Origin of the sequence: Weizmannia acidilactici (assembly GCF_008974185.1) — a bacterium.
Lineage (GTDB): Bacteria > Bacillota > Bacilli > Bacillales > Bacillaceae_C > Weizmannia > Weizmannia acidilactici.
Genome location: NZ_BKZP01000038.1, coordinates 1 through 24,878, shown reverse-complemented (window position 1 = coordinate 24,878; position 24,878 = coordinate 1). Strand labels below are relative to the sequence as shown.

General features: G+C 44.2%; 22 protein-coding genes and 2 pseudogenes. 10 read left to right on the top strand and 14 right to left on the bottom strand.

Features of this window, described 5'->3' with window-relative positions:
- Positions 1–3: 3 nt before the first annotated feature.
- Genes BpJC4_RS13810 through BpJC4_RS13800 form a run of 3 tightly spaced genes read left to right on the top strand, consistent with a single transcriptional unit; the run spans position 4 to position 2,105 of the window.
- Entirely contained in the window at positions 4–627 is a 624-nt protein-coding gene (locus BpJC4_RS13810; protein ID WP_151698049.1) for a YhbD family protein, read from the top strand.
- Between the two features lie 15 nt (positions 628–642).
- A complete protein-coding gene (locus BpJC4_RS13805) occupies positions 643–1,359 on the top strand; it encodes a polymer-forming cytoskeletal protein (RefSeq protein WP_151681493.1) in 717 nt (238 codons plus the stop codon).
- Between the two features lie 17 nt (positions 1,360–1,376).
- Positions 1,377–2,105, top strand: coding sequence for a hypothetical protein (locus BpJC4_RS13800; RefSeq protein ID WP_151681492.1), 729 nt, complete (start codon positions 1,377–1,379; stop codon positions 2,103–2,105).
- A 200-nt stretch (positions 2,106–2,305) separates the two neighbouring features.
- Here BpJC4_RS13800 and BpJC4_RS13795 read toward each other — a convergent pair whose 3' ends face one another.
- Entirely contained in the window at positions 2,306–3,700 is a 1,395-nt protein-coding gene (locus BpJC4_RS13795; protein ID WP_151681491.1) for an MATE family efflux transporter, read from the bottom strand.
- Between the two features lie 480 nt (positions 3,701–4,180).
- On the opposite strand from BpJC4_RS13795, the gene BpJC4_RS13790 reads away from it, so the two are divergent.
- Positions 4,181–5,056: a 3-hydroxyacyl-CoA dehydrogenase gene (locus BpJC4_RS13790; RefSeq protein WP_151681490.1), complete on the top strand. Its 876-nt coding sequence runs from the start codon at positions 4,181–4,183 to the stop codon at positions 5,054–5,056.
- Between the two features lie 332 nt (positions 5,057–5,388).
- Here BpJC4_RS13790 and BpJC4_RS13785 read toward each other — a convergent pair whose 3' ends face one another.
- The 4 genes from BpJC4_RS13785 to BpJC4_RS13770 all read right to left on the bottom strand — a co-directional run bounded on the left by BpJC4_RS13785 (position 5,389) and on the right by BpJC4_RS13770 (position 11,946).
- A complete protein-coding gene (locus tag BpJC4_RS13785; protein ID WP_151681489.1) occupies positions 5,389–8,913 on the bottom strand; it encodes a YhaN family protein in 3,525 nt (1,174 codons plus the stop codon).
- Positions 8,913–10,184, bottom strand: a complete 1,272-nt coding sequence (locus BpJC4_RS13780) for a metallophosphoesterase family protein (RefSeq protein WP_151681488.1) — start codon at positions 10,182–10,184, stop codon at positions 8,913–8,915. Before BpJC4_RS13780 ends, BpJC4_RS13785 begins: the two co-directional genes overlap by 1 nt.
- 123 nt (positions 10,185–10,307) lie before the next feature.
- The gene (locus BpJC4_RS13775) at positions 10,308–10,874 is read right to left on the bottom strand and encodes an NADPH-dependent FMN reductase (protein WP_151681487.1); all 567 of its coding nucleotides are present in this window, start codon (positions 10,872–10,874) and stop codon (positions 10,308–10,310) included.
- Positions 10,875–10,887: 13 nt separating this feature from the next.
- Positions 10,888–11,946 (bottom strand): LLM class flavin-dependent oxidoreductase, encoded by a 1,059-nt coding sequence (locus BpJC4_RS13770; protein WP_151681486.1) that lies wholly within the window; start codon positions 11,944–11,946, stop codon positions 10,888–10,890.
- A gap of 722 nt (positions 11,947–12,668) precedes the next feature.
- Here BpJC4_RS13770 and BpJC4_RS13765 point away from each other — a divergent pair.
- A complete protein-coding gene (locus BpJC4_RS13765; RefSeq protein ID WP_151681485.1) occupies positions 12,669–13,436 on the top strand; it encodes an alpha/beta hydrolase in 768 nt (255 codons plus the stop codon).
- 74 nt (positions 13,437–13,510) lie between these two features.
- Entirely contained in the window at positions 13,511–13,696 is a 186-nt protein-coding gene (locus BpJC4_RS13760) for a Fur-regulated basic protein FbpA (RefSeq protein WP_151681484.1), read from the top strand.
- A 12-nt stretch (positions 13,697–13,708) separates the two neighbouring features.
- Here the strand turns inward: BpJC4_RS13760 and BpJC4_RS13755 are convergent, their stop codons facing one another.
- The 5 genes and pseudogenes from BpJC4_RS13755 to BpJC4_RS13735 all read right to left on the bottom strand — a co-directional run bounded on the left by BpJC4_RS13755 (position 13,709) and on the right by BpJC4_RS13735 (position 17,299).
- A complete protein-coding gene (locus BpJC4_RS13755) occupies positions 13,709–14,503 on the bottom strand; it encodes a PhzF family phenazine biosynthesis protein (protein ID WP_151681483.1) in 795 nt (264 codons plus the stop codon).
- A 59-nt stretch (positions 14,504–14,562) separates the two neighbouring features.
- Positions 14,563–15,342, bottom strand: a complete 780-nt coding sequence (locus tag BpJC4_RS13750; RefSeq protein WP_151681482.1) for a Cof-type HAD-IIB family hydrolase — start codon at positions 15,340–15,342, stop codon at positions 14,563–14,565.
- A 260-nt stretch (positions 15,343–15,602) separates the two neighbouring features.
- On the bottom strand, positions 15,603–15,923 hold the full coding sequence (locus BpJC4_RS13745; protein WP_151698048.1) for a phosphoheptose isomerase family protein: 321 nt from the start codon (positions 15,921–15,923) through the stop codon (positions 15,603–15,605).
- Positions 15,924–15,956: 33 nt separating this feature from the next.
- Positions 15,957–16,915: pseudogene (locus BpJC4_RS13740) on the bottom strand (LacI family DNA-binding transcriptional regulator).
- 42 nt (positions 16,916–16,957) lie between these two features.
- Positions 16,958–17,299, bottom strand: a complete 342-nt coding sequence (locus BpJC4_RS13735) for an avidin-fold protein (RefSeq protein WP_151681480.1) — start codon at positions 17,297–17,299, stop codon at positions 16,958–16,960.
- Between the two features lie 79 nt (positions 17,300–17,378).
- Between BpJC4_RS13735 and BpJC4_RS13730 the strand changes: the two genes are divergently transcribed.
- Together BpJC4_RS13730 and yfkAB are read left to right on the top strand one after the other, a co-directional pair.
- Positions 17,379–17,705: an aldo/keto reductase gene (locus BpJC4_RS13730; RefSeq protein ID WP_151681479.1), complete on the top strand. Its 327-nt coding sequence runs from the start codon at positions 17,379–17,381 to the stop codon at positions 17,703–17,705.
- 628 nt (positions 17,706–18,333) lie between these two features.
- Positions 18,334–19,461, top strand: coding sequence for a radical SAM/CxCxxxxC motif protein YfkAB (yfkAB, locus tag BpJC4_RS13725; protein ID WP_151681477.1), 1,128 nt, complete (start codon positions 18,334–18,336; stop codon positions 19,459–19,461).
- A gap of 350 nt (positions 19,462–19,811) precedes the next feature.
- Here yfkAB and opuFB read toward each other — a convergent pair.
- From opuFB to BpJC4_RS13710, 3 genes and pseudogenes are all read right to left on the bottom strand, one after another.
- Positions 19,812–21,341: pseudogene (opuFB, locus tag BpJC4_RS17270) on the bottom strand (osmoprotectant update ABC transporter permease/substrate-binding subunit OpuFB).
- Positions 21,334–22,287, bottom strand: coding sequence for an ABC transporter ATP-binding protein (locus tag BpJC4_RS13715; RefSeq protein ID WP_151698047.1), 954 nt, complete (start codon positions 22,285–22,287; stop codon positions 21,334–21,336). The pseudogene opuFB and the gene BpJC4_RS13715 overlap by 8 nt, the downstream one beginning before the upstream one ends.
- A gap of 36 nt (positions 22,288–22,323) precedes the next feature.
- On the bottom strand, positions 22,324–22,545 hold the full coding sequence (locus BpJC4_RS13710) for a hypothetical protein (protein WP_151698046.1): 222 nt from the start codon (positions 22,543–22,545) through the stop codon (positions 22,324–22,326).
- A 259-nt stretch (positions 22,546–22,804) separates the two neighbouring features.
- Between BpJC4_RS13710 and BpJC4_RS13705 the strand changes: the two genes are divergently transcribed.
- The gene (locus tag BpJC4_RS13705) at positions 22,805–23,317 is read left to right on the top strand and encodes a hypothetical protein (RefSeq protein ID WP_151681474.1); all 513 of its coding nucleotides are present in this window, start codon (positions 22,805–22,807) and stop codon (positions 23,315–23,317) included.
- A gap of 40 nt (positions 23,318–23,357) precedes the next feature.
- Here the strand turns inward: BpJC4_RS13705 and BpJC4_RS13700 are convergent, their stop codons facing one another.
- Positions 23,358–23,789: a MarR family winged helix-turn-helix transcriptional regulator gene (locus BpJC4_RS13700; RefSeq protein WP_151681473.1), complete on the bottom strand. Its 432-nt coding sequence runs from the start codon at positions 23,787–23,789 to the stop codon at positions 23,358–23,360.
- Between the two features lie 142 nt (positions 23,790–23,931).
- Here BpJC4_RS13700 and BpJC4_RS13695 point away from each other — a divergent pair, with 142 nt between their 5' ends.
- Positions 23,932–24,429 carry a CarD family transcriptional regulator gene (locus BpJC4_RS13695; protein WP_151681472.1) on the top strand — a complete coding sequence of 166 codons (498 nt, stop codon included), beginning with the start codon at positions 23,932–23,934 and terminating at the stop codon, positions 24,427–24,429.
- Positions 24,430–24,878 lie beyond the last annotated feature (449 nt).

The following is a 24,878-nucleotide window of genomic DNA, read 5'->3' as shown; positions in this document are numbered from 1 at the left end:
AAAATGGATGCAGATTTGATCTCCAAAAAAGATTTGCTTGAACAGATCGGGATTTCCTACGGCCAGTTGTACCGCTGGAAAAGAAAGAACCTGATACCAGAAGATTGGTTTATCCGCAAATCCACTTTTACCGGGCAGGAAACCTTCTTTCCACGCGAACGCATCCTGGAACGTATCGAAAAAATCCAGGCGATGAAAGAAAATCTCTCGTTGGATGAACTCGCCGAAATGTTTTCACCGAGCAGCGGAAAACTGATCAGCAAAGAAGAAATCCTAAAGCACGGCATTGCTTCTGAATTTGTCCTGAACTTTTTCTTGGAACAGGCACAAACAAAGGATCAGGTATTCCCCTTTGAAGATGTCCTTGCCATTTATATGCTGGAAAAGCTTTTGCACTCTGGGGAAATTTCGATTGAAGAAGGGAAAATGTTGCTGCAGCTGCTGCACAATACCGCAGAGTCTTTTTCCGTAGATCATTCTCAAATTTGGCTCATCCGGAAATTCGGCGTATCCTCCTGTTTTTTGTTAAAAAAAGCGGAAAATATTCTATTTGAAAAAGAGACGAAAATCATTGCAAAAGTCGATCTCATGCAGCTGGCCGATGAATTGAAAATGAAATTGATGTAAAAGGTGGCGAAGAAAATGAATGAATTAAAAAAAGGAAATCTTGTTATCAACGGTATCGGTTCCTCCAATGGCGGATCTTTTCAAGATGTTTCGTTAAACGGAAAAAGCACTGTGAACGGAGATGTCAAATGTGAAAAACTGGAATCGAATGGCATCGCCACGTTCAAAGGTAACATTGTTTCACAAACGGTCGAGGTCAACGGCACAGCGACCTTCGAAGGCAGCATAAGCGGAGAAAACATTACAGTTGAAGGCATCGCTAAAGTTTTGAAAGATGTTGCAGCCGCTAAGCTTCAAGTGTCAGGAAGCGGGAAATTCGGCGGCAATATACAAGCTGCTGAAGTGAATCTTGAAGGGCGCGCGAGTATTGCAGGAAATTGTGAAGCAGAAGAAGTCCGGGTCCGCGGCCCGGTTAAAATCGATGGAGAGCTGAATGCCGAACATATTTTTATTGAACCTTACGGGCGCAGTTCCATCCGCGAAATCGGCGGACAGCGCATTACCGTAAAAAAAGATGCAACCTTTTCAAACTGGCTCAAGCCCTTCCTTGCTACGTTACTCTTTGCAGATAGCATCGAAGGGGATGACATCAATTTGGAAATCACCCGTGCAAAAGTGGTCCGAGGGCGGAATGTTACGATTGGAAAAAAATGTGAGATCGATCTGGTGGAATACACCCATCGTTTTGAAAAAGATGATTCAGCAACAGTGAGAGAATACAGGAAAATTTAAAAGGAGTCGTGAAGATCATGGAAGAAAGAAATCATTTGACCATAAATGGCTCGGGTTCTTACGGCGGCGGGGCGTACGGGAATGTGAAGGTGAACGGGGAAGCGGAAATTGCCGATCCCCTCGACTGCCGGCATTTTTCCATACGCGGCGAAAGCAAAGTGCACGGTGATACGAAAGCGGAAAGTGTATCTGTTTTTGGAGAAGCGGTTATGAACGGCGCCCTGCGAACGGATAAAGCAAGTATTTTCGGCACCTGCCAAATCGGAGGCGACGCAGAAATCCGCAGCAGCATTGTGCGCGGGTTGCTGGAAGTCGGCGGAAAATACAGCGGGGACAAAGCAGAAATTAAAGGTCTTCTCGCTGTAAAGGAAGACGTCGAAGCCGAAACATTTATTTCGAAAGGCCAGTTCCAGATTGGCGGCCTCTTAAATGCTGAAGAAATAAACATTACCTTAAGGTATAAACCAAGCCGCGCGGGCGAAATCGGCGGAAAAAAAATCACGGTCCGGACGCAAAATGGCATAACCGACATGCTCCGTTTCCATAAAAAACACGTACTTCTGCAGGCAGCTGCCATTGAAGGGGACGACATTTATCTGGAAAACACGGAAGCCGATACGGTCCGCGGCGAAAACATCGAAATCGGGCCCGGCTGCCGGATCCGTTATGTGGAATACAGAAAAAAACTCAAAGTGGCGCAAGATGCAGTTGTCAAAGAGAAACAAAGAACCCCAATCATGCATTGAGCCGGGAGTATGGTATCCCGGCTTGTAACTCCAACAATTTTTCAAAACAGTATTGCATGGTTCTTTTAAAAGTGATGTGACATCATTGTTAATGATTTCAATATCCCAACACAGTTCTTTCATTATCCAGAATAGCAACAAAAATAAGGCTGCCCCAAAGAGACAGCCACATCTGACTTATTTATGAAACGCCTATCATCTCACACCAGCTTATGCGCATACCATTTGGTGCCTTTGAAACGCCCGGTAAAGATCAGGCCGCGGACGCCCCATTCGGTGATCATCGCCACCCAGACGCCGATGATGCCAAGCCCGAACGTTATCCCCAAAATATAGCCGAGCACAACCCGCAGCAGCCACATGGATAAAAGTGAGGCAACCGAAGTAAAAGTGGAATCTCCCGCCGCCCTGAGCGCCGCCGGCATGATAAAACTTTGCGGCCACAAAAGCGGCTGTCCAACCGCTGAAATAAGGACAATCGCAAAAATCGTTGGGATGATCTCATCAGGCGGATTAAACAGTTTCATCATGACCGGGAAAAACGGCAATAAAATGGCGGATGTCACTATATAAAGAAGCGAGGAAAGGGCAATAAACGATTTCGTAAATTTCCGCGCATCGCCAATATTTCTCCGCCCCATGCACTGGCCGACAATTGTTACGATCGCAATGCTCAACGCGTTCGGGCCGATCTGGAATAGCAGTGTAATCGAGCTTCCGATCGCATTTTCCGTCAGTGCCAGCGTCCCGAGCTGCACAATAAATGTTTGCGTCAACAGCTTTCCACCATTAAAAAAGATCTGTTCCGCCGCAAACGGAATGCCGATAAACATGACTTTCTTTAATATCGAAAAATCAAGTTGCAAGGCATTTTTTATTTTAAAGCGGACCGACGCATTGTATTTGATTACATATACAATGGATGCCACCATGCCCAAAATCCTTGCGAGCAGAATGGACATGACAAGGCCGATGACGCCCATTTTAAAAATCGTAATAAACAGCACGTTCAGGACCGTGTTCGTTAAATTCAAAAGCAGTGACAAACCAAGGCAGGGCTTTGTTTCCCCAACGCCGCGCAATCCGCCCAATACCGCCTGAAAAATTGCGATAAAAGGATAAGACAGGCAGCTGCCGATCAAATAGATTTTCGCATTATGGAAAACATCAGCTTCCGCTTTTCCAAACAATAAATTTAAAGTCGGCGTGTTAAACACAATGACAAGTGCGGCGATCAGCACGGAAAAAATGGTGACGGCGGAAATCGCCTGTGTCGCTGTTTTCGATACCATCTCTTTATTGCCGGCGCCTTTGTACTGGGCAACAATGACCGTGCCCCCTGTCGCCACTGCAATAAATACGTTCACAAGAAAAATATTCAGCGAATCCACCATATTGACGGCACTGACAGCACTGACCCCGGCTGAGCTGATCATCGCCGTGTTTAAAAAACTCATTAAGATCAAAAACGCCTGGTCAACCAAAATTGGAATAATAATCGCAATGACTTCCCGATACTCGATCGAATCACCGGTTAAATATCTATTGAGTAAAAAAGCAGACTTCTGTTTCAGTTTAACAGCTTTTATCTCCATGAAACCTCTCTTCTTATTGGTGGAATATTTTTATGAAACGCTCTTTTGAATGCAAAACATATTATAACACCCGTATAAGAAGAGTAAAGTTTTTCGCCTAGCGAAGTTTCTACGATTTTGTGAATAGCAAACCGCATGGGAATTGGCCCGGAACAAAAGTGAAAATCCCTCTATAACACTGCCCTGTTCCTTGATTGATTTTTTGCTTTGTACAATGCTATATCCGTTCCATGCAGAACGTGTATAATGCAGCCATCAATATTAAAAAAGAATGATTACGACTATTGGCGCTGGCCTAATATAAAAACTCTTGAAACGAGAGGGTTAGCCCCGTCAATTTAACCCGCTGGTAAAAGGGGTTGTTACCCGGGAAGCCCCCCACTTCACCCAAACTGTAAGGTTGGAAACTTTGACGCCCGGATACTGCAGTGCTATGATACATTTATAAGGGGTTACAAAATTGGAAAGAGGAGAATGGATATGGATTTTCAAAATATCACGGTTGCAGGTAGTGGTGTACTCGGAAGCCAGATTGCTTATCAAACTGCTTTCAAGGGGTTCAATGTAAACGTTTACGATATTAATGATGAGGCAGTGGAACGTGCGAAAAAAAGAATTGCAGGATTAAAAGAACGTTACCGGGAAGACTTGGGGGCAACGGAACAGGAAGTGAATGCGGCCTATAACCGCATTTCGTTCAGTGCTGATCTGGCACACGCTGTCGCAGATGCAGATCTTGTAATTGAAGCGGTTCCGGAAGTTGTCCAAATCAAGACGGATTTTTATAAAAAGCTGGGGGCTGTGGCGCCGGCAAAAACCGTATTTGCCACAAACTCTTCCACCTTGCTGCCGAGCCAGTTTGCGGAAGCGACCGGCCGCCCGGAAAAATTTTTGGCGCTGCACTTTGCCAATGAAATTTGGAAAAATAATACGGCAGAAATTATGAAACACCCCGGTACGGATGAAAAAGTGTTCCAGAATGTGATTGAGTTTGCAAAAGCAATCGGCATGGTGGCACTGCCTTTGTATAAAGAACAACCGGGCTATATTCTCAACTCTTTGCTGGTTCCACTTTTGGAAGCCGCACAAATGCTTTTGGTGAAAGGCGTTTCCGATGTTGAAACCATTGATAAGACATGGAAAGTCGCAACCGGCGCCCCGCTCGGACCGTTTCAGATATTGGATGTTGTCGGCATCACGACCGCTTACAACATTACACTGGCAAAAGCGGAAGCAACCGGAAACGAGCTGTACAAAAAAATGGCAGACTTGTTCAAAACGGAATATATCGATAAAGGCAAACTCGGCAAAGAAACCGGAGAAGGATTTTATAAATATCCGGTAACGGTTTCTTAACCTGGGAGGGGCTGCCACATGGGCATGGGCGGCCCTTTTCTCTTGAAAAAATGTTTGTAAAGATCCGTTTTATCTCAAAGTTTAGTCCCAAAATGCCTTTTAGACAGCATGAAAAAGACAATTTACTGAATGTTTTGCCTTAATATGTCCTTTTGACACGCTGTAAAAACAATTTAGCTTCTTTTCTACCATGAATTGTCCTTAAGGCTGCCTCTTATAGCCATCTCGGCCGGGAACTGTCTTTTAAATCTATAAAAATTGAAATTTTACCTAAAATTCCCTTTCCCGTCGTTTAACAAACGCTGCCCTAACCACTTTGGGGCTGCCCTTTATTAATGCAAAACAGCTTCACGCCCGTGGAGTGCCAAAAATTGGACGGCTTCCTGCGGGGCGATTTCATTCATCATGTCGACAAGACGCTCATGGTGCGTAAAGAAAATGATTTGCGTATGGGCAGAGAGCTCGAGTAAAACTTTCAGTGTTTCTTTTGAACGCTCGTCGTCGAAATGGACGAGAATGTCATCAACAATAAACGGCAGCGGTTCATTTTCGGCAGCGAATTTTTCAATACTGGCCAAGCGGAGCGAGAGATAAAGCTGATCCGTCGTCCCGTCGCTCATCCCGGAAACCGGCACTTTTTCGCCGTTTTCGCGGACGCCCATCAATACCGGTTCGTCCTGCTCATTATAATCGACCGTCAAGCCAGCAAAAGAACGCAGCGTTAATTGCGCAAAAATTTCACTCGCACGCCTTAAAACCGGATTTTGGTTTTGGCTCCGGTAAAATTCAATTCCCTTTTGCAACAGGGCGGAAGCAAGTTTCACCTGGATATACTGTTCTGTTAAGCTTGCAATTTTCGCATGTATGCTTTCCTTTTCCTGCTCGGCTTCGACTGTTGCAAGATTTGCCCCCTGGATTTTTTTTTCATATTCCTTTTTCACCGCGCCATATTCCTGCTCGACTTGGGAACGGACAAGCTCAAGCTGTTCGAGTTCGCGTTCCGTTTCATCCAGATCTGCGTCAATACGGTCTGTGTCAATCCGGGCTGCTTCATCTACCAATTCCTGCAGCGATCTCCCTCCGCCGGCATCCAATATTTCCGCTTCAATTTGCTGAATGCCTGTTTCATATTCTTTTTTCTTCAGGAATGTTTTTTCGATCTGCTTCAATTCTTCAATCGAACCGCATCCGGCCTGATGGAAAAGACCTTTCAAAACAGCGGCAGCTTCTTCCATCGCGTCTGCTTCTTCTTTTTTCTGCCGAAGCAAATTGTCCAGTTGGCGCTTGCAGTTTTTCAACTCCACTTCGTCCTGCTGTGCTTTTTGTAAAATCCTATACATTTCGGCCACAGCCATCCCGGCGTTTTCACCGTTAAAACCCAGATTCGCATCTTGCAACATATGCTGCACTTTTTCTTCAAAAAGCTCCATCTGTTTACTGATCGATAACTGTTCTTTTTCGGCCTGCTTGAACGCGTCATAAATCCGCGCACATGTTTCATACTGGCCGAGCAAGGTTTCGGCGACAGTCGGGGGTGCATCTTTGGCAATGGCTGTTCCTTCGACGGCACGCACCCATTGCCCGAACCATTCAGCGCGTTTTTTCTCTACATCCGTTTTCTCAGCCGCATTCTCTTCCACTTTTACTTTTAAGCCTTGGATAGCAGCCTCCAGGCTATCTTTTTTCGAGGCGTGTCCGCGGATTTGTTTCAACTGTTTTTCAGCGAGGCTGACCAATTCCACAAGCGGCTGCGACTCTGAAACTTCGGTAAATGCCTTTAAAACCGCGGAAAGCGCATTACGGCTGCGGTTGCGGCTATTTTCCAGTTCGCGGATCTTTCCGAGCGTTTTTTCATATTCCTGTACAAGACCTTTAATTTGCGCATGTTTTTGCAGCCATTCCCGCATTTCTGCGGGTGACAGCGGCGTGATCTGCGCCGGCGCCCAAAGCTTGTGCCATTCCGCTTTCCATGCTTGCAGTGATTCCTCAAGCCGGCTTTTTTCAGCTTTTAAAGCGTCTATTTTCTCCCGGCATTTTTCAATATCGGCTAAAAGTTTGTTCTTTTCCCCGACTTTTTCCGCTTCCATCCTCAACGTGTCGGCAATCCGGTCGGCATCGCGGACATGGGTTTCGTAAAGCGATTCAATCGGCTTCCCCTTTGTATACTCTTCCAGCCTTTCATTCCATTTCCCGGTCTCCAGTTTCGCGCGGATCAGCCGCCAGCCCGTATCCCGTACTGCCCGGGCCGCCAGTAATTTCTCCTCTGAAGGGATCTCAGCAAGCGAATCCAACTTACGGATCCTTTCTTCAGATGCTTCAATTTCCTCTTCCAGCTGCCTGATTTTACTTTGCACCAATTCAAGCTCCCGGCGCAATCCGTCCTCTTCTTTTTCAAATCTCTTGACCGTTTCGGCTAGAACAGGGACCGGCAGTTTGACAAGTTCTTCCGCCCCGCCGTCCCACAGCGGCAACAGCCGGATTTCTTCTTCAATTTGCTGTTCTTTTTGCCTGCAATCGGCGTATAGTTCCTTGAGCGCATCTTCCAGGTTGCCTGCACGATTGACTTGGTTCAGCAAGGCTTCCAATTCACCGGCACCCGGCAAATCCGGCATGGCAGCCAATTCCTCCAGTTTTTGCGCCAATTCTTTTTCCGATTTTTCACTCTCGCGTTGTAATGTTTCATATTTCTGGTCCAGCAAAGGCTTTTCCTTGCAGAGCCCGCGGATCATTTCTTTTTTGACGGACGTTAGGCGGTAATCATCAATATTTTCCAGTGCCGCACGGGCCGGGTCAATCTCCTTCATGGCGGAAATCAACTGGGCTTCCAACTGCTGCTTTTTTCCCTCCAGTTCCGGCAAAGCTTTTTCATGATTTTGATATGCCTGCACTTCGCGGTACAACGCATGAATCGTTTCGGCCTGTTCCAAAATCTTCTCGGGGATGGAAATTTGCTTGATTTCCGCCTCGATTTCAGCCAGCTGCTGCTCAATTTTTTCCTTGCTTGCCTTCGCCGCATTCCATTTATTTTCAGCAGCCATCCGGACATCGGAAATGTCTTCCGGCAAATCCGGAACCGTGCCGAGCGCTGCCAGTTTTTGCTTCAGATCCTCACGCTTCGCAATTTTCGGCAGGATCCATTTGACCCGCTGCAATTGTTCTTTTTTGCTGCGCAAAGTTTTCATCCGTTCAATGGTCGTGTTGATTTCTTTTTCCGCTTCCCGATAGCGCTCTTCAAAATCATTCCAGGACCGCACTTTCAGCTGTTGTTCGTTGATTTTTTTCGTGAGTTCCTTTTCCCGCTTCAGCAGCTTATTGAGTTCAGGGACGGAACCCGTTTTCTTATAAAGTGCGCCGGCCTGTTTTTCAAAATTTTCAAGAATGCTGCGCAACACATTGATGCCGGATGCGGCCGAGAAAAAACTTTCCCCGGCGCTGCCGCCGCTTTGCAAAAGGCTTTCCCCGCCTTCGCGGAGCCGGACATGGTCAAGGGCGAACATATTTAAAAACTGGGATTCGGGTATATCATGCAAAAAGGCGGCTACTGTTTTTTCAGGAATCGGATTGCCGTCCAAATCAAGGACCGTATCTTTTCTCCCTTTCCTGCGGATAAACTGGACGGCTTCCCCTTTTGAGTTGCGCAGCTGCCCTTCAATCCTTAATTTGGAATTGCCGTGGAGAAAAGCATCATTCGTTTTTTGCGGAAATCCGTATAAAAAATGCGTGATCGAGCGGAGTGTTGTGCTTTTGCCCGCTTCATTCGGGCCGTAGAGAATATGGAAATTTTTCGACGGATCAAATAAAAGCTCGTAATCAGTAAAATGACCGAACGCACGCAAATTCAGGTAATCAAATCTCATTATGCTCCCACCCCCGTTTCCATTAAGGAATAGAGAATAAAATCTTCCACATCTTTCAACCGCTTTTTAATCAAACCCGGATCGGAAAAGTCAAATCCGTCTTCCCCTTCTTTCAGTTCATGCGGGATCGCCTGCCGGATATCCCGGAACTCATCGAGTAGTGACTGCAACATTTCTTCATCTTCTGCCGCCTCACGCATAAACTTCAGAATCATTCCGACCGGCGACTGTTCGGAAATGAAGGCCCCGCTATCGTTCAGCCCGGCCGTTTCGATTTTTACCTTTTCGACCCAAATCTCTCCGAATCCGGCCTCAAGCGAAACCGACCGCAATTGATTCAAAACCAGGTCTTTTTTCGCAATCAGTTCCCTATGTATTTTCGTTGCGCCAAAAAATTTAAACCGTACCGCCAAATAGCGGCCGTCCGCTTCCTCGTATTTTCTTTCAAGCGCTTCGCGGGCCGCATCCAACAACTCGTCCACCGTCTCCATCCCGCCTGCATCAATCGCGCATAATTCCCATCTCAGCACATCAAGCGGGATTTGCTCCATCTTTTCAATCGCGCCGTCTTTCACTTCCACATACGTGCAGCCTTTTTCCCCCGTCTCCCGGATATGCCGGCCCTGGATATTTCCCGGGAATAAAATGACCGGATCATACGGATGAAGCAGTTCACGCAAATGGATATGGCCGAGCGCCCAATAATCATACTGCTTCTCTTTCATATCCTCAATCGTGCATGGCGCATAATTTTCATGGCCTTCACGACCTGTTGCACTCGTATGTAAAATGCCGATGTTAAAATACCCTTCCTTTTTAGGCGGATAAAGTTTAACGAGATTCTCTCCCACCGCTCGGGAGGCAAAACCCTGCCCGTGAATCGCAACGCCAAGCTCGTCAAGGGTAACTGTACCAGGCGCTTTTATCGGGAACTCATAAACATTATCCGGCAGTTTCAGCACTTTTGTCATGATATTGGCCGCATCATGGTTGCCACGGATCAGGAATACCCGGATCCCTTCTTTTTGCAGGCGGACCATCTGGCTTGTAAAAAACAAACCGGTATTGTAATCTTTCCAGTCTCCGTCATACAAATCCCCGGCAATGACAATAAAATCGACATGCCTTTTGATCGCCGTATCGACTAAATTTTTAAACGCTTCCCGCGTCGCACCTCGTATTTTTTCAACCGGCGCCCCCTCGTACTGTTCCAGGCCGACCAATGGGCTGTCCAAATGAATATCAGCCGTATGGATAAATGAAAAAGACAAGCTCGTCCCCTCCCAATCCGTACCGTTTCTAGTTATCTACTATTTTACCTTTCCTGTTCGGGGAGAATCAAGAAAACCCGGATGGCAGATGCAGGCAAAAAAACAGCGGAGCCCGTTCTCCGCTTAAAATCCGTACGCCGCTTCTTTCGCCTCGCGGATTTTTGCATACGTTTCCGTCAGCATCACGGTATCTTCCACAAGGCGGTTGATGCGGAACAGGATATCATCGTTGACAATTTCTTTCCGGTAAAAATCCTTTTCTTCAATGAAAACATAGCTCTGGACAATCTGCGCTTTCATATAGGACAAAATCGGCTTAATCTGCTGTTCGGCAATCAAGTAATGTTTTGGCGAGCCGGCTGTTACGATGATGCTTGCAACTTTATCGCGGAGCGCTTTTTCCGGCAGCAAATCAAAAACATTTTTCAGCGTCGCCGGGATCGAAGCCTGGAAAATCGGTGTGCCGATGATGACGGCATCCGCTCCCATGACCGTCTGTGCGACATATTTCGTATCCCCTTCATATTCCATATAGTTGCGCCCGTCGCTGAACTGGACGTCGTATTCGGCCAAGTCAAGCAGTGTGGCTTCAGCTTCCGGATATTTTTCATGGATCACTTTTACAGCATAGTTCATCGCCGTCCTTGTTTTCGAGCCGACTCTTGACCCCGAAAGTACAACAATTTTCATGTATGTTTCCCCCCTATTTCTTTGCTGTGTATTTTCTCACCGCAGGCAAAATTTCCGTCGCAATGATTTCAATGTTTTTCCTGATTTTATCAAACGGCACCCCGCCGAAATCCATTTGTGCAATATAACGCTGGTGCCCAAACAATTCATACTGGTAAAGAATTTTTTCGATAATTTGCTGCGGGCTACCGACATTCATCACATCGCGCGTATCCGCCCCTTGTGCAAACAGCTGTTTTGGAAAACCGCGGCCGTTCGTCAGCTTCATGCCTTCATGAATATGCGGGTAATACTCTTTCAGTGCCTGCTGGGTCGTTTCTGCGGCATAAAAGAATCCGGCCGTCGCAACCGGCAACGTTGCGGGGTCAAATCCTCTTTCCCTTGCAGCTTCGCGGTACGCATCAATCGACCTTTTAAAACTGGATGCCGGTCCGCCGAGCATTGCAATGAACATCGGAACGCCTGCAAATCCCGCTTTAATGGCGCTCGCAGGAGACCCGCCAACTGCACGCCATATTGGGAGCCAGCCATGATACGGGCGCGGCAGCACTTTTGCATTTTTCAACGGCGCACGGTACTGCCCGCTCCAATTGACGATTTCTTCTTCGTTGATCTTCAGCAACAGTTCAAACTTTTCTTCAAATAATTCTTCATAATCGCGGATGTCATAGCCGAGCAGTTCAAACACGCCGACCCTTGACGCCCGTCCGGCCACAATCTCGGTGCGCCCTTTTGAAATGAGGTCGATCGTCGCAAAATCTTCGTATACGCGCACCGGGTCCAGTGTGCTGATAATCGTTGAGGCACTGCCAATTTTAATTTTTTTCGTCGCCTGCGCAATCGCCGCCAAGACAACGGTGTGTGCCTGCGTCGTAAAATATTCCTGATGGCTTTCGCCGACGCTGAAAAAATCAACCCCGGCCTCTTCGGCAAGTTTTGCGAACTCAATGATTTCATCAATCCGCTGCACGGCCGGAATGCGCTCGCCTGTATGGGGATTGGTAAGATGATCCCCGAGCGTGTAAACGCCAAATTCCAATCCTTTATTCGGATCAAGACGGTATTTATCCATTGATCATTCCATCTTTCTATCCAGTTTAATCGCAAATGAAAATGTTTCTTATTTAGATTATAATACGAAGTTAGATCATACGCACTTTATAGGTATTGTTACGAAAGAATATTTTCAGAACCAATATATTTCTTCCTAATTAAAATAAAGGCAAACCTGGTTATCTATAGCGAAACGCAGGGGATCGTTTAAAGCGGGGCAGGAAGCTTTTGTCTGAAGACTAGTGACCAGCATCAGCTTGCTTTAATGGGCGACCGGAAAAAGCGTGCTGGTCCGGAGATTTTATCAAAATCCATTTTCAGCGCTTTTTTGATGCTTTTCAGTAAAAAAGCGCAAAGTCCCTCCTCCGATTTCATGGAGAATGATTTACGCTTGATCATTTGAATTTTAATATTTACCGTCTGCAATCTTGGGCGCTGGCGTTGCTTTGATCGGACCGGGGAACTACGCTTTTTAATGAATCAAAAACAATGGGCGGCATATTGAGTCAAGCGATATTCAAAGAGTATTATTTAAAGAACAGTGTTAAATGAATCCTGCATATTTTCATACTACTGAAAAAATCAATCATTTAAGGAGAATCATGCACGCTACCATTCCATTTATTTTTGATTATTCCTACTTTACAACTAGGAATAATCAGTTTAAAATTGTGATAACATTTAAAATTCACTGATTGGTTAACCAAAAGCAACTGAATCGATAAGGAAAGGAGCTTTTATATGCTTGAGAGGTTTCCAGTGATACCGGGAGCAGAATCATTTTTCTTAAAAGGGAATCAAATTGGCATTCTCATTTCGCACGGGTTTAATGGCACGCCGCAAAGTGTTCGTTTTCTGGGAGAATATATGGCATCTAAAGGGTTTACAGTTTACGCGCCAAGGTTAAAAGGACATGGGACGCACTGCACAGATATGGAACGCTGCACCTATAATGACTGGATCCAAAGCCTTGAAGAGGGCTACCAATACTTGAAGCAGCACTGCAGGGACATTTTTATCATCGGCCAATCCATGGGCGGTACCCTGACTTTAAATCTCGCGGAGAAAAACTTCGATATCAGGGGAATTGTGTTAATCAACGCAGCGATCAAAAACATTCCTGAACTGGAAAAGTGTCTTACAGAACAACGGTTTATTGAGGAAGGGCCGCCGGATATAAAAGCAGCAGGCGTACAGGAAATCACATATGAAAAAGTGCCGGTGTCATCCATCCGGGAGCTTCTAACCGTTATGCGGGTAACGCGCCAAAATCTCTCTAAAGTCGTTTGTCCTGCGCTACTCTTCCAGTCAGTGGACGATCATGTCGTGCCCCCGGAAAATGCAGACTATATTGCAGCCCATATTCGTTCCAGATTCAAAAAAGTGATTTCGCTCTTTGATTCTTATCACGTCGCCTCCTTGGATAATGAAAAGGAATGGATTGCTGAGCAATGCTGTTTATTTATTCAACAAATTGTGCATAAAAAAAGCATTACAGAAATATCATGATTTTATCTTTTTTCAAAATCATCCGCTGTGGAAAAAAATACTTCACGAAAAACGGGGATGGGGGTATTGCTCATATGAAAAATTTGCTTCGGGATGCAATTGAAAAGAAAAAACGATATTTAATGAACCGACTGATTGAGATGGATGCCTATCCGGAAAATGACGAGCAACTTTACAAACTGACATTAACAGAGCTCGAAAAAGAATATCATTATTTTAGAAAAAAACAGCAAGAGTCCGAAGCGGCCGGTGAACAGTAGGTCCCGGCCGCTTCAGCTTCCGAAATAAGAAATACAAATATTCCCTTCTAAATAAGGCACCGCCTTCCCGGAAATTTTCACTTTGTCTCCGAGATCCATACAATACAGCTTTCCGCCCCTCTCGGACAATTGCAAAGCCGTGAACTCGTTTTTCTTTAAAACTTTTTTCCAGTACGGTACCAATGTGCAGTGGGCGGATCCGGTAACTGGATCCTCATCAATCCCATCTTTTGGTGCAAAGAGCCGGGATACAAAATCTGCCTCAGAGCCTTTTGCCGTTACAATAACACCGAAGCTGTCCAGTTTTTTCAGTTCTTCCATATCAGGGGAAAGGCCTAAAATATCCTGCTCTGTTTCAAAAACGGCCAGATAGTCTCTTGATTTATACACTTCTTTCGGCACCTTGCCGAGTCCCCTGATCAATGCTTTCGGTGCGCCGCATTTTTCTCCTTCAAGGGCAGGAAAAACCATGGAAAGCAGGCTGCCGTCTCTTGACACCTCCAGCACCCCGCTTTTCGTATGAAATTGGATTTGCGCAGCAGCCGGATCCAGGTAGGTAAAGACCACAAAAGCGGTTGCCAATGTTGCATGCCCGCACAAATCCACTTCCCTTGCCGGCGTAAACCATCTCAACTCATATTCATGGCCCTTTTGGACAAAAAATGCCGTTTCCGACAAATTATTTTCTGCGGCAATTTTTTGCATGATCTCATCTGGAATCCATTCTTCAAGCGGGCATACCGCTGCCGGATTGCCTTTAAATTGCTCATTTGTGAATGCATCGATTTGGTAAATAGGGATTTTCATTTGGTGTCACTCCCGGTAAAATGTTCTCTTAAACTTTTAATTTATAGGAAACTTAAAAATTACAACAACCCAACCATTTGAAGCCCGTAATAGATTCCCTTCTCATCAACGGATTTCGTGACAAATTTTGCAGCCGCCTTCACCTTTTCTTCCGCGTTTCCCATTGCGATACTGTTTTTTACTGCAGAAAGCATTTTTATGTCATTCAGACCATCTCCAAATGCATACAGGCGTTCCTCAGGAAAGCCAAGCTTTTCAACAATTTTACCTATTCCCGCAGCTTTTGACCCCCCTTTTGGAAGAACATCGACTGAAAGCGGGTGCCACCGGATAAAATCAAAGTCAGGAAAGGCCTGTTCGTATTGTTTTTCTTCCCCTTCCGGACAAAACAGCAACATTTGAAACAGTTCGCGCCCTTTGTAATATTCCGGGTCATACCTAGGAAACTGCTTAATCTTTAACATTTCAATACTTTCTTTGATATAAGCATGTTCAGGCACATTCGCCTTCATATCTTCATGGTCCATAAACACGACCGGATGTTGATGATCCAGGGCATGTGCCGTTAGTTGTTCAAGTGATTGAAGATTTAACGGATTTTTGAATATCACTTCTCCGTTTAATATGACATATTGCCCGTTATAACTTACAAAAGTATCAATTCCCAATTCTTTCCGCAAGTCCTCAAACATGAATGGGGCCCGTCCCGTTGCAATTGCGGCGATATGCCCTTGTTCTTTTATTTTATATATGGCTTTTTTGGCGGAATGCGGCAATTTTTTCTCCTGATTCAGTAAAGTTCCGTCTATATCAAAAAATATCACACTCTGTTGGGGCATTTTCATTTCTCCTTCTGAACGATTCAACAACTTCTTAACATTGTGTTGCAGTACTTGTTTGTTGCAAATTCTTCTTTAAGCATACGGCCATGGCGTCGTATATTAAAAGCTCATGCGTTCAAATAAGCATCCGCCGGGCCCGTGGATGGCACTTATGTAACGTTTATCTTTTTCTTTTGACGTCTCTCCCGGCAACACAATTAAAATATCCGCTAAATTTGCAAGGACGGATTCAGGGGAAGCAGTGCTGACGGCAATTTTTATGTGATTTTTTTCGCTTGCTCTGCCAATGCTGAAAACATTTGCGTTTCTCCGGATTCCGAACTGATAAAGATGAAATCCCCCTGTTTCGGTTCCGGCGTCGTCACATCTCCGATAACATGCACATTTATTCCCAGATGCACCAACTGATTGGCAAAAACACGAATTACTAGATCTGAACGGCCGGATGCTGCCAAAAATAAATGGTTTGTGTTTAAAATTTCTTCGGCAAGGCGGGTTAATTGTTGATTACTGACTTTACCGCATAAATCCGTATAAAGCTCTAAAATCAATAATTTCGCATCTTCCAGCACATTCACTTTTTTCCCCCCATATCCCTTCGTCTCACAACCTCAAACAGTTCCTCTTTCAATCAGCTTTACGGAAATCTCGTGATTTGAGATCTCCCCGCTCACAGCCTGCCGGAAAAGGTTCTCCCCCATCTCCACAAGCAGAATTTCCACAGTGGTAATATTCATCATCCTGGAAATTGGTTCATTATCAAATCCAATGATTGCAATTTCGCCAGGGATGGCAATCTGATGTTTTTGGCAGCAAATTACAATTCCAGCTGCAACCTGGTCGCTTGTTACCAGCAATGCCGATGGCGGTTTATCCATTTTTTTTATTTGATCGATGACTTTTTCCCCATCTTCAAAATGAAAGCACTGGTCAAAAACATATTCGGGATAGTACGGCAACCCGTATTTTTTAAGAAAATCACGATAAGCACGGTCGCGGTTCCAGCTGTTCGCCCCCGATTTTCTGCCAATGCAGTAACCAATTGTTTTATGGCCCTTTTGATACAAATACATTAATGCATCAAAGAAAATTTTATAGTGGTTAACAAAAGTAGATGATATTGATGGCCTTTCATATTTTCACAAAGTATAATCGGGCCGAATTGCAAATGTTCTTTGATTATGGATAAGCCACATGATCTCGAACAAATAATCAATGCATCAATCTGCTTTTGTTCCAGCATTTGCAATGCTTCCATTTCTCTGCTTTCCATATAATCCGTTTGAAATAAAACCAACTTATAATTGTTTTCCAATGCCTGTTTTGCAATTCCTTTCAACAACAGCGCAAAATAGGGATGATCAGAAAACGGGAGAACGACACCGATCAGTTTTGTTTTTCCTTTGCTTAAATGGACAGCATTTATGTTTTTATGGTAATTTGTAGCTTTAATTGCCTCTAATACAGCTTTCTTTTTTTCTTCACTTACATACGGGTGATGATTTAGTACACGGGAAACCGTCGTAACAGATACACCGGCCATTTTTGCCAAATCTCGAATATTTGCCATACTCTCACCTTGCACGAAAACGCTTAATTTTTTTTTGGAAGTTCAGCGCAATTCTTCAAGTGTTAATTCTTTGGAGGCAGTATCTTCTTCTGTCTTGAACCACTGGCCATGTAATACATAACTTTTATCATGAAGCCTTTCTGGTGTAAAGGTACATGTACCGGAATAACATTGAAAATCCATATTATCATGATTAAAAATCACTTGCTGAATCCCCTGCTGATCCACCATACCGATCAATTCCCCATATTGTATATTCCCCCCATTATAGGTTGCATGGACAATATCGCCATATTGTTTGAAATGGAAAACCGTTTCAGTTGTAAAATCCGGACATTCTGCTGCGGCCACACAGATAAAACTTCTGTTATGAAAATCAATCACAGCATTACCCCCAATGCCAATAGATCTCAAACAGCATATTCTTCCGGTTGCATTTTTTAATGTATAAATAGTGTAAATTATGAAACGCATTTCATGTCAATTAAAAAAAGAATATTCATTTGAAAATGTCGATAAATACAATACCCATAACCTTTTTCCTGCCGGCACAAGGAAAGGCGACGCGTTCAATACCGAACTGCTTTCAAAGCTGGAAGGATTAACCGACGTTATGAAAGATATCGGCAGCAAACATGGTGCGGGGCATGCCCAATTTGCAACGGCATGGGCCATCGCGAAAGGAACCGTTCCGATTCTCGGCATTACGAAGACGTCGCATATCAAAGACGTCGTATCCGCCACCATGGTAACCTTGAGCTCATTAAACCGCCGTTCTGACAAATCGTGATGCCGTCAAGGTTAAAAAGCCCTTTTATTGCCTTGGTGATCAAAATAGAGTCATAACAGCTTTTGCCACAGGCTGATCAAGCTCACTGCTTCCCCATAATGTTTTTGGTAAGATTAAGACATGGCCGTCATTAAACGGCTGATAATCTAGAACGCGGCAGACCTCTCCATTTCATTAACATCATGGACCGGAAGTTTTTTATTGGCTAAAATACATCCCGGGCAGGCCATTTGCCCCACCTCTGCCGCATAGATTCCGGGCTCCTTCTGGAAAATGTTAAAGCCAAACATAATTCTGATCAAGAATACATATTTTATCTTGACTGTATTGCACACAAAACGGGCCGGATCCTTTTTATCTTTAATAAGTGATAATTCCTTTAAACTCAGTCGTGTCAAAATATTTTTTACATACTCTTTTTCAATAATCCGTCCCACTCTAACCGGTTCCATACTTTTTTAACAAATATATATCTCCTCTTGCTGACTTAGTATAGAAAAAATTTTTTTAGGGCATCATCGTTCTTCTCATCATCTTTTTAAGGATCGTTTCCAAATCGTGAGTGGGAGAGCATGTTATAATCAAAAGTGACATGTAAGAGGAAAATAATAGAAAAAGGAGTTATATCATGTTAAAAGAAGAAACTGTGCAAGGCATTTCGCCTGAATACGATCCTTGGGAGGCTTACCTGGACATTAAGGAATACGGGAAACTTACGCTGTCAAATATCGAATTTACGACTACCACCTTATGCAATATGCGCTGTGAACATTGCGCAGTTGGCTATACGCTGCAGCCAAAGGATCCGGATGCACTGCCGCTGGAACTATTATTGAAACGCTTAGACGAAATTAAAACATTGCGCTGCATCAGCATTACCGGCGGCGAACCGATGCTGTCTGTAAAATCCGTTGAAAATTATGTGCTTCCTTTGCTGCAATATGCCCACGAAAGAGGCATTCGCACCCAGATCAATTCCAATTTAACAATGAAACTTGAAAAATATGTCCAGATTGCCCCTTACCTCGATGTTCTGCACATCTCTCATAATTGGGGAACGGTCCAGGACTATATTGATGGCGGATTTGCCCATATGCCAATTAAACCAAGCTACCAGCAGGGGGAAAAAATGTTTCATCGCATCGTGGAAAACAGCAGGGCATTGTCCGAAATGGGCGTCATGGTTTCAGCCGAAACGATGCTGAATAAACGCACGTTACCTCATATTGAACAAATCCACACTCAAATTGTGGAAGAAATGAAATGCACCCGCCATGAAATTCACCCGATGTACCCAAGCGATTTCGCTGCAAATCTGGAAGTGCTCACATTGGATGAAATCCGGAATGCCATCCACCATTTACTTGACATAAGAAATGAAGATGTATGGATGCTGTTCGGTACGCTGCCGTTTTATCCTTGCAGCAGCAATCCGGAAGATTTGGCACTATTAAAAAGGTTATATGAAAGTAAAAATGTCACCATCCGCAATGATCCGGACGGCAGATCCCGGCTGAATGTCAATATTTTCACCGGTGATGTGATTGTCACGGATTTCGGCGATACACCGCCCCTTGGCAACATTCAACGTGACCGACTGCCGGATATATTTGAAAAATGGCTTGAATCTCCTATCGCAAAATCCCTTAATTGCCATTGCCCGGCAATAAAATGCCTCGGGCCAAATATTTTGGTAAAAAATGCTTATTACCAAGAGGTTGATTTTACTGCTCGAAAAGCTCTGATCAGCCGATGATTGTGCCCTTATACGTGCTTTAAATAAACGATTTTATCCTTCTTGAAGCTGCAAAAAATCATCCCCGCTTGTTAGGGGGATGATTTTTGGATCCGATATTCCTGCATGACGAAAACCGGCTCTACAGTTACACCTTTCTGAAGCTGCAAATTCTTTTCCAGATCCTTGAATCCATATGATTTTACAAATTTACTTTTTCAATCTTGGAATCAACAAATGAAGAACTGCATCTCCTTCTATCACCCCGATCGATGCGGCTTTATAAATGATTCCCTCCCAATACTGCAGCCAGGACGATATTATATATAATACAGATTTATTTGCGAAGTCATATATTTCCGCCAGGTACCTTACCGGCTCTTCCCCTTAATCAATCCCGCTTTCATTAAGAAATTTCTCGCCACCGTCTTCGCGCTTTTTCCCTGGACGGCGACTTCGTAGTTCATTTGCCGCATTTGGCTGTCCGTAATCTTGCCGGAAAGTTTGTTCAATGCCGGAACAATTTCCGGGTATTTGTCCACCGTTTCTTGCCGCAATAACGGTGCGCCTTGATACGGAGGGAAGAAATGTTTATCATCTTCCAGCACTTTCAAAAGGTATTTCCGCAATTCTCCGTCCGTGGAGTAAGCATCCATCAGGTTAATCTTGCCTTCTTGAATGGCCGTATACCGGACAGAAGGTTCCATGGTGACAAGTGAATTAAAATGAAGCCCGTATTTTTTCGATAAACCCGGATAGCCGTCATCCCGGTCTGTGAACTCGCGGGTAAGTCCGGCTTCGATATACTGCTGGACGCTTGCTAAATCGGATATCTTTTCGAGATGATATTTTTCCGCAAAACTTTCCGGAACGGCTAATGCATACGTATTGTTATATTGCATCGGTTCAAGCATGACCATATCAAATTTTTTCAACATACCGGTTTTCGCCTGTTCGTACACTTCCCTGCTGTCGGTGCTTGCCGGCTTTTCCTTCAAAAATTCGGTAATCGCCGTTCCCGAAAATTCTGGATAGACGTCAATATCTTGGACTTTAATGCATTGTACACAAAAGATGTCCCGCCCAGCCCGGGTTTTAATTCCACCTTTATGTCCGTATTTTCTTCAATGAGCAATTTATACATACTAATCAATATTTCCGGCTCGGAGCCCAATTTGCCCGCGATCACCAATTTTTGTTGCGAAGCCGGATGGATAAAAGTGGAGCCGATCACGAGTACGATGATAACAGCATACGTTGAAGCGGCTGCCAGCACGCCTTTAAATGAAATTTTTTCAAGCTGCCGGAGCAAAACGTCCATCAGAATTGCCAGTAATGCCGCAGGGATAGCGCCAATCAGGATCAGAGCATAATCATTCCGGTCAATGCCCAAAAGAATAATATCCCCTAACCCGCCTGCGCCGATCAACGCAGCAATCGTTGCCGTTCCGATAATCAAAACGGCTGCCGTTCTCACCCCTGCCATGATGACAGGCATTGCCAGCGGAAGTTCCACCTTTAAAAGCTTTTTTCTTCTGTTCATGTCCATTGCCTCTGCTGCTTCCAACAACGCAGGATCCACTTCTTTAATGCCTGTATAAGTATTGCGTAAAAGCGGCAGCAGCGCATAAGCGACCAGCGCAATGACGGCAGGCACGGTCCCGATACCGAATAGCGGGATCAAAAGCCCAAGCAATGCCAGCGACGGGAGCGTTTGCAATACCCCGGTAAAACCGATGATCATTTCTGCACTCTTTCTTTTCCGGGTTAAATAAATGCCTAAAGGGATGGCAATGATCAGTGCAAAAAAAAAGCGCAAGGAGTGAGATTTGGATATGTTCCCAAAGTGCGACGAGGAGCTGGGATTTTCTAAGTAAAAATACATTCATAAGATTATCCACGAACCTGCCCGCCTTCCTTTAAAGATTGAGCCATATGACGAAGAAAGTCCCCGCGATGAATGCTTCCGATCACTTCGCCGTTCTTTTCAACAGGGATTTGCCCGGCTTCAGATAGATTTTCCAGTACTTCATGCAGCGGAGCAAAGATGGAAACGGGCTTTACATTGGCCGGAAATTCGCCATTTTCAGTCGGCACAACAAAATCAGCCAAACGGATATTTAGGCTCCGGTTCCCCACAAACTCCTGAACAAAATCACTTGCCGGATTTGCAAGAATTTCAGAGGGGGTTCCAATTTGGACAATTTCTCCTTCTTTCATCAGGCAGACGCGGTCCCCGAGTTTCATCGCTTCCTGCATATCGTGCGTCACAAACACAATCGTTTTGCTGATATTTTTTTGCAGTTTTAAAATATCATCTTGCAACTTCTCTCTGCTGATCGGATCGAGCGCGCTGAAAGGTTCGTCCATTAAAATGATTTCCGGGTCAGCCGCCAATGCCCTGGCTACCCCGATTCTTTGCTGCTGCCCGCCGGATAACTCGGCTGGCTTTCGATGTTTATAGGTTTTGGGGTCCAATCTGACCATTTCAAGTAGTTCATCCACCCGATCTCTAATTCTCTCTTTCCTCCAGTTTTTTAATTCAGGAACAACCGCAATATTTTCCTCAATGGTCATATGCGGGAAAAGGGCAATTTGTTGGAGCACATACCCCATATTCCAACGCAGTTCATGGATATCATAATCGCTAATATCTTTTCCGTTGATCAAAATGGCTCCGGAGGATTTTTCGATTAAGCGGTTTATCATTTTTAAAGTGGTCGTCTTGCCGCTCCCGCTTGGCCCAATCAGGACAAAAATTTCTCCTGCGTTGATCGTGAAATTGATAGACTTCACGGCTTGCGTGCCATCTTGAAATTGTTTGGATACATTTTCAAATTGGATCATTATTTGCTCCTTTCAGTTTGTAGAAAGACGGCAATTTTACCATTTGGAACAATTCCTTTTCGTTTTTGCACTCCGGATAGTTTTATCCGCTCCATTTAAAGCTTTTTGCATTCCATCTTTTGAAGTTTCCATTCCATTATCCACCGGGATCGTCCCAAAAAGCAATTTTTCCATTCCATCTATTCCATTTTGGGCTTCTTGCATTCCATTCTTTAAATTTACCTTACCAAAAATAGATTTCCATTTCGTCCATTTCATTCGTTTCGGTAGGATGGGAGCCTAACGTCATCTTCTTCCCGATTTTCGCCGTAATTTCCTGCATATTTTATCATTTTCCCAGGACTAATTCCTTTATTTGAATTGGCTGTGTGCAACCTGGCTTGTCATTTCGAAAAACACCATAAAAATTGCATAACGCCGGCCGGTACGACTATAATTGCATTTAAAAGGTTGTTAGGATAAAGGATGAAAAAAATTTCATAAGCGAAGGGTAATGTCCTTAAGGAGGCTCAATAAAATGAGTTGGTTAATTGGGATCATTATCATCATCGTGCTGGTGCATTTTTTAATCATCAAGCCGTTGACACAGCGGAACCGGCCTCAAGTATACGAACCGGGAAGGAATATGTACAACGGAGATGAGGATAGACCGGAAATGGGCGGCTGGAGCGGCATGGAGGGTACCGGAATGGGCCGTTTCGGTACTTTTGCAGGAGGATTAGCGACCGGCGCTTTACTGACCTATTTGCTGGAGCAAGGCAGAATTGGATTTGACCAATTTCAATATTTGCAATATCTGGACGATCATGAACTGCTGCGCGAATTAGAAGACCAAAATATATTGCAGCTGGATGAAATCGACCAGCTGCAGGACGAGTTGAGCCGCCGGTTTGGCGATAGCAGCGAGAATGATTGGAATCAGGATAACGGCGAGTCCAATTACGACCAAGCCGATACCAATCCAAACGAACAGCAGGATGATAATGATTTCGGCGGCTGGGATAACGGCTCGGATGGCAGCTGGATTTAAGGGCTCCGTTTGAGTGGGTGTTTAACAGTGCCTGCAAAACCTATATCCCCCAATCCAATTTTAAAATTTCTTCAAGCCATTTTACCTGATCAGATCCGATTTTTTCGGCGATTTTGCGAACGAGCTCCTTTTTTAAGGACTCGTTTTTTTCTATACATTCCCGGCCAAGCTTCGTTAACTGAATACTTTTCTCTTTTTTGTTATTTTCCAGACTGCTGATTTCAACCAATCTTTTTTCCTCAAGCCGTTTGATGAATTTATGGACAGCTTGGCGGGAAATGTCTACATGCTTTGAAATATATGAAATTGTGGTCTGCTGTGTCTGATAGATCCTTGCCAATATAAACCACTCTGAATTTGATATCGGAATATCACTGCTTTCGTTCCACAACTTCTCCGATATTTTTCTCAGGCGGACATGGCGCTCACTGATCAAATCAAGCAGATCTAAGTTCTGCAGATCAGTATTCATTACTGCTACCCCCTATCTAGTTGCTAATCCCTAATATAAAAAAGCTGGATTACGATGTCAACTAGGTTGACAATTTTGCAAATGAAGCGATAAAATAAATTTAGTCAACCAGGTTGATCATATTATAAAAAGGAGTTTAAAAATGTTTCATATTGGCGATTTAGTGATCTATTCGGGGCAAGGCATATGCCGGGTGGATGATATTTGCGATAAAACATACAAAGACATGACAAAAACGTATTATGTATTGCATCCGATTGAAAACAGCCAGGGATTGACGATCAGTATCCCTATAGACAATCACAAAATTTTTATAGATAAATTAATGAATAAAGCAGAAGCAGAAAAAATCATACAATCATTTGCATCAAAAGGAATTGATTGGATAGAAAAGCCTCAAACCCGCAACCAAGTTTTTCATGAAATTGTAAATAGCGGAAACCGTATGGAGATTGCTAAAGTGGCCAACACTTTATTGCGAAGAAAGTCCAAAATGGAAGCCAAAGGAAAAAAGTTTCATGAAAGCGACGCCAAACTTTTAACCAATATTCAAGATATATTATTCAAAGAATTAGCTATCGTTCTCAATTGTTCTTACGAAGAAATTTATGATAAAGTTGATAAGATGATTCATGCTTAACATAGGCCGGCACAAGCTGAAAAAAAGCACCCCATCAAGGTGTCTTTCATCATCCGTGCCGCGTGTTGCCCGATTCATTTCACTCAGGGTCAGTGATTCCATAATCAATGCTGTTTCAAATCCTTTACTTACTGCGTCAGCGAGCGAGTGGCAGCCTGCCGTGTCCCCGATCACAAATATAAAAAAGGTTTCTAAACAACGCTTCCAATGAATTGTAGGGCTTGATGCCCATTGCGACCACGATGTCCTTTCCTCATCGTAACGAATTTGATGGTCCGTGACTTCACCGTTCAAGTGGCCAGTTTAGTCCTCATTGCTGGCATGATTACTCTATTCTTTAGCCGATTTTCCCGGAGTTATGAATTGACGATAAAACAAAACAGAACACCTCTTTTTGTTTTTTTGTGAAATATTTCGCAAATACGTAAAAACTTTTCTAACTTTTTATA

Bases quoted from the DNA above. Each gene is read 5' to 3' on its own strand.
- BpJC4_RS13785 (WP_151681489.1), bottom strand. From the start codon at position 8,913: ATGAGATTTGATTACCTGAATTTGCGTGCGTTCGGTCATTTTACTGAT.
- BpJC4_RS13770 (WP_151681486.1), bottom strand. From the start codon at position 11,946: ATGGATAAATACCGTCTTGATCCGAATAAAGGATTGGAATTTGGCGTT.
- BpJC4_RS13730 (WP_151681479.1), top strand. From the start codon at position 17,379: ATGAAACGCATTTCATGTCAATTAAAAAAAGAATATTCATTTGAAAAT.
- BpJC4_RS13810 (WP_151698049.1), top strand. From the start codon at position 4: ATGGATGCAGATTTGATCTCCAAAAAAGATTTGCTTGAACAGATCGGG.
- BpJC4_RS13700 (WP_151681473.1), bottom strand. From the start codon at position 23,789: ATGAATACTGATCTGCAGAACTTAGATCTGCTTGATTTGATCAGTGAG.
- BpJC4_RS13695 (WP_151681472.1), top strand. From the start codon at position 23,932: ATGTTTCATATTGGCGATTTAGTGATCTATTCGGGGCAAGGCATATGC.
- BpJC4_RS13795 (WP_151681491.1), bottom strand. From the start codon at position 3,700: ATGGAGATAAAAGCTGTTAAACTGAAACAGAAGTCTGCTTTTTTACTC.
- BpJC4_RS13775 (WP_151681487.1), bottom strand. From the start codon at position 10,874: ATGAAAATTGTTGTACTTTCGGGGTCAAGAGTCGGCTCGAAAACAAGG.
- BpJC4_RS13715 (WP_151698047.1), bottom strand. From the start codon at position 22,287: ATGATCCAATTTGAAAATGTATCCAAACAATTTCAAGATGGCACGCAA.
- BpJC4_RS13710 (WP_151698046.1), bottom strand. From the start codon at position 22,545: ATGAAATGGACGAAATGGAAATCTATTTTTGGTAAGGTAAATTTAAAG.
- BpJC4_RS13755 (WP_151681483.1), bottom strand. From the start codon at position 14,503: ATGAAAATCCCTATTTACCAAATCGATGCATTCACAAATGAGCAATTT.
- BpJC4_RS13705 (WP_151681474.1), top strand. From the start codon at position 22,805: ATGAGTTGGTTAATTGGGATCATTATCATCATCGTGCTGGTGCATTTT.
- yfkAB (WP_151681477.1), top strand. From the start codon at position 18,334: ATGTTAAAAGAAGAAACTGTGCAAGGCATTTCGCCTGAATACGATCCT.
- BpJC4_RS13800 (WP_151681492.1), top strand. From the start codon at position 1,377: ATGGAAGAAAGAAATCATTTGACCATAAATGGCTCGGGTTCTTACGGC.
- BpJC4_RS13760 (WP_151681484.1), top strand. From the start codon at position 13,511: ATGAAAAATTTGCTTCGGGATGCAATTGAAAAGAAAAAACGATATTTA.
- BpJC4_RS13805 (WP_151681493.1), top strand. From the start codon at position 643: ATGAATGAATTAAAAAAAGGAAATCTTGTTATCAACGGTATCGGTTCC.
- BpJC4_RS13750 (WP_151681482.1), bottom strand. From the start codon at position 15,342: ATGCCCCAACAGAGTGTGATATTTTTTGATATAGACGGAACTTTACTG.
- BpJC4_RS13765 (WP_151681485.1), top strand. From the start codon at position 12,669: ATGCTTGAGAGGTTTCCAGTGATACCGGGAGCAGAATCATTTTTCTTA.
- BpJC4_RS13790 (WP_151681490.1), top strand. From the start codon at position 4,181: ATGGATTTTCAAAATATCACGGTTGCAGGTAGTGGTGTACTCGGAAGC.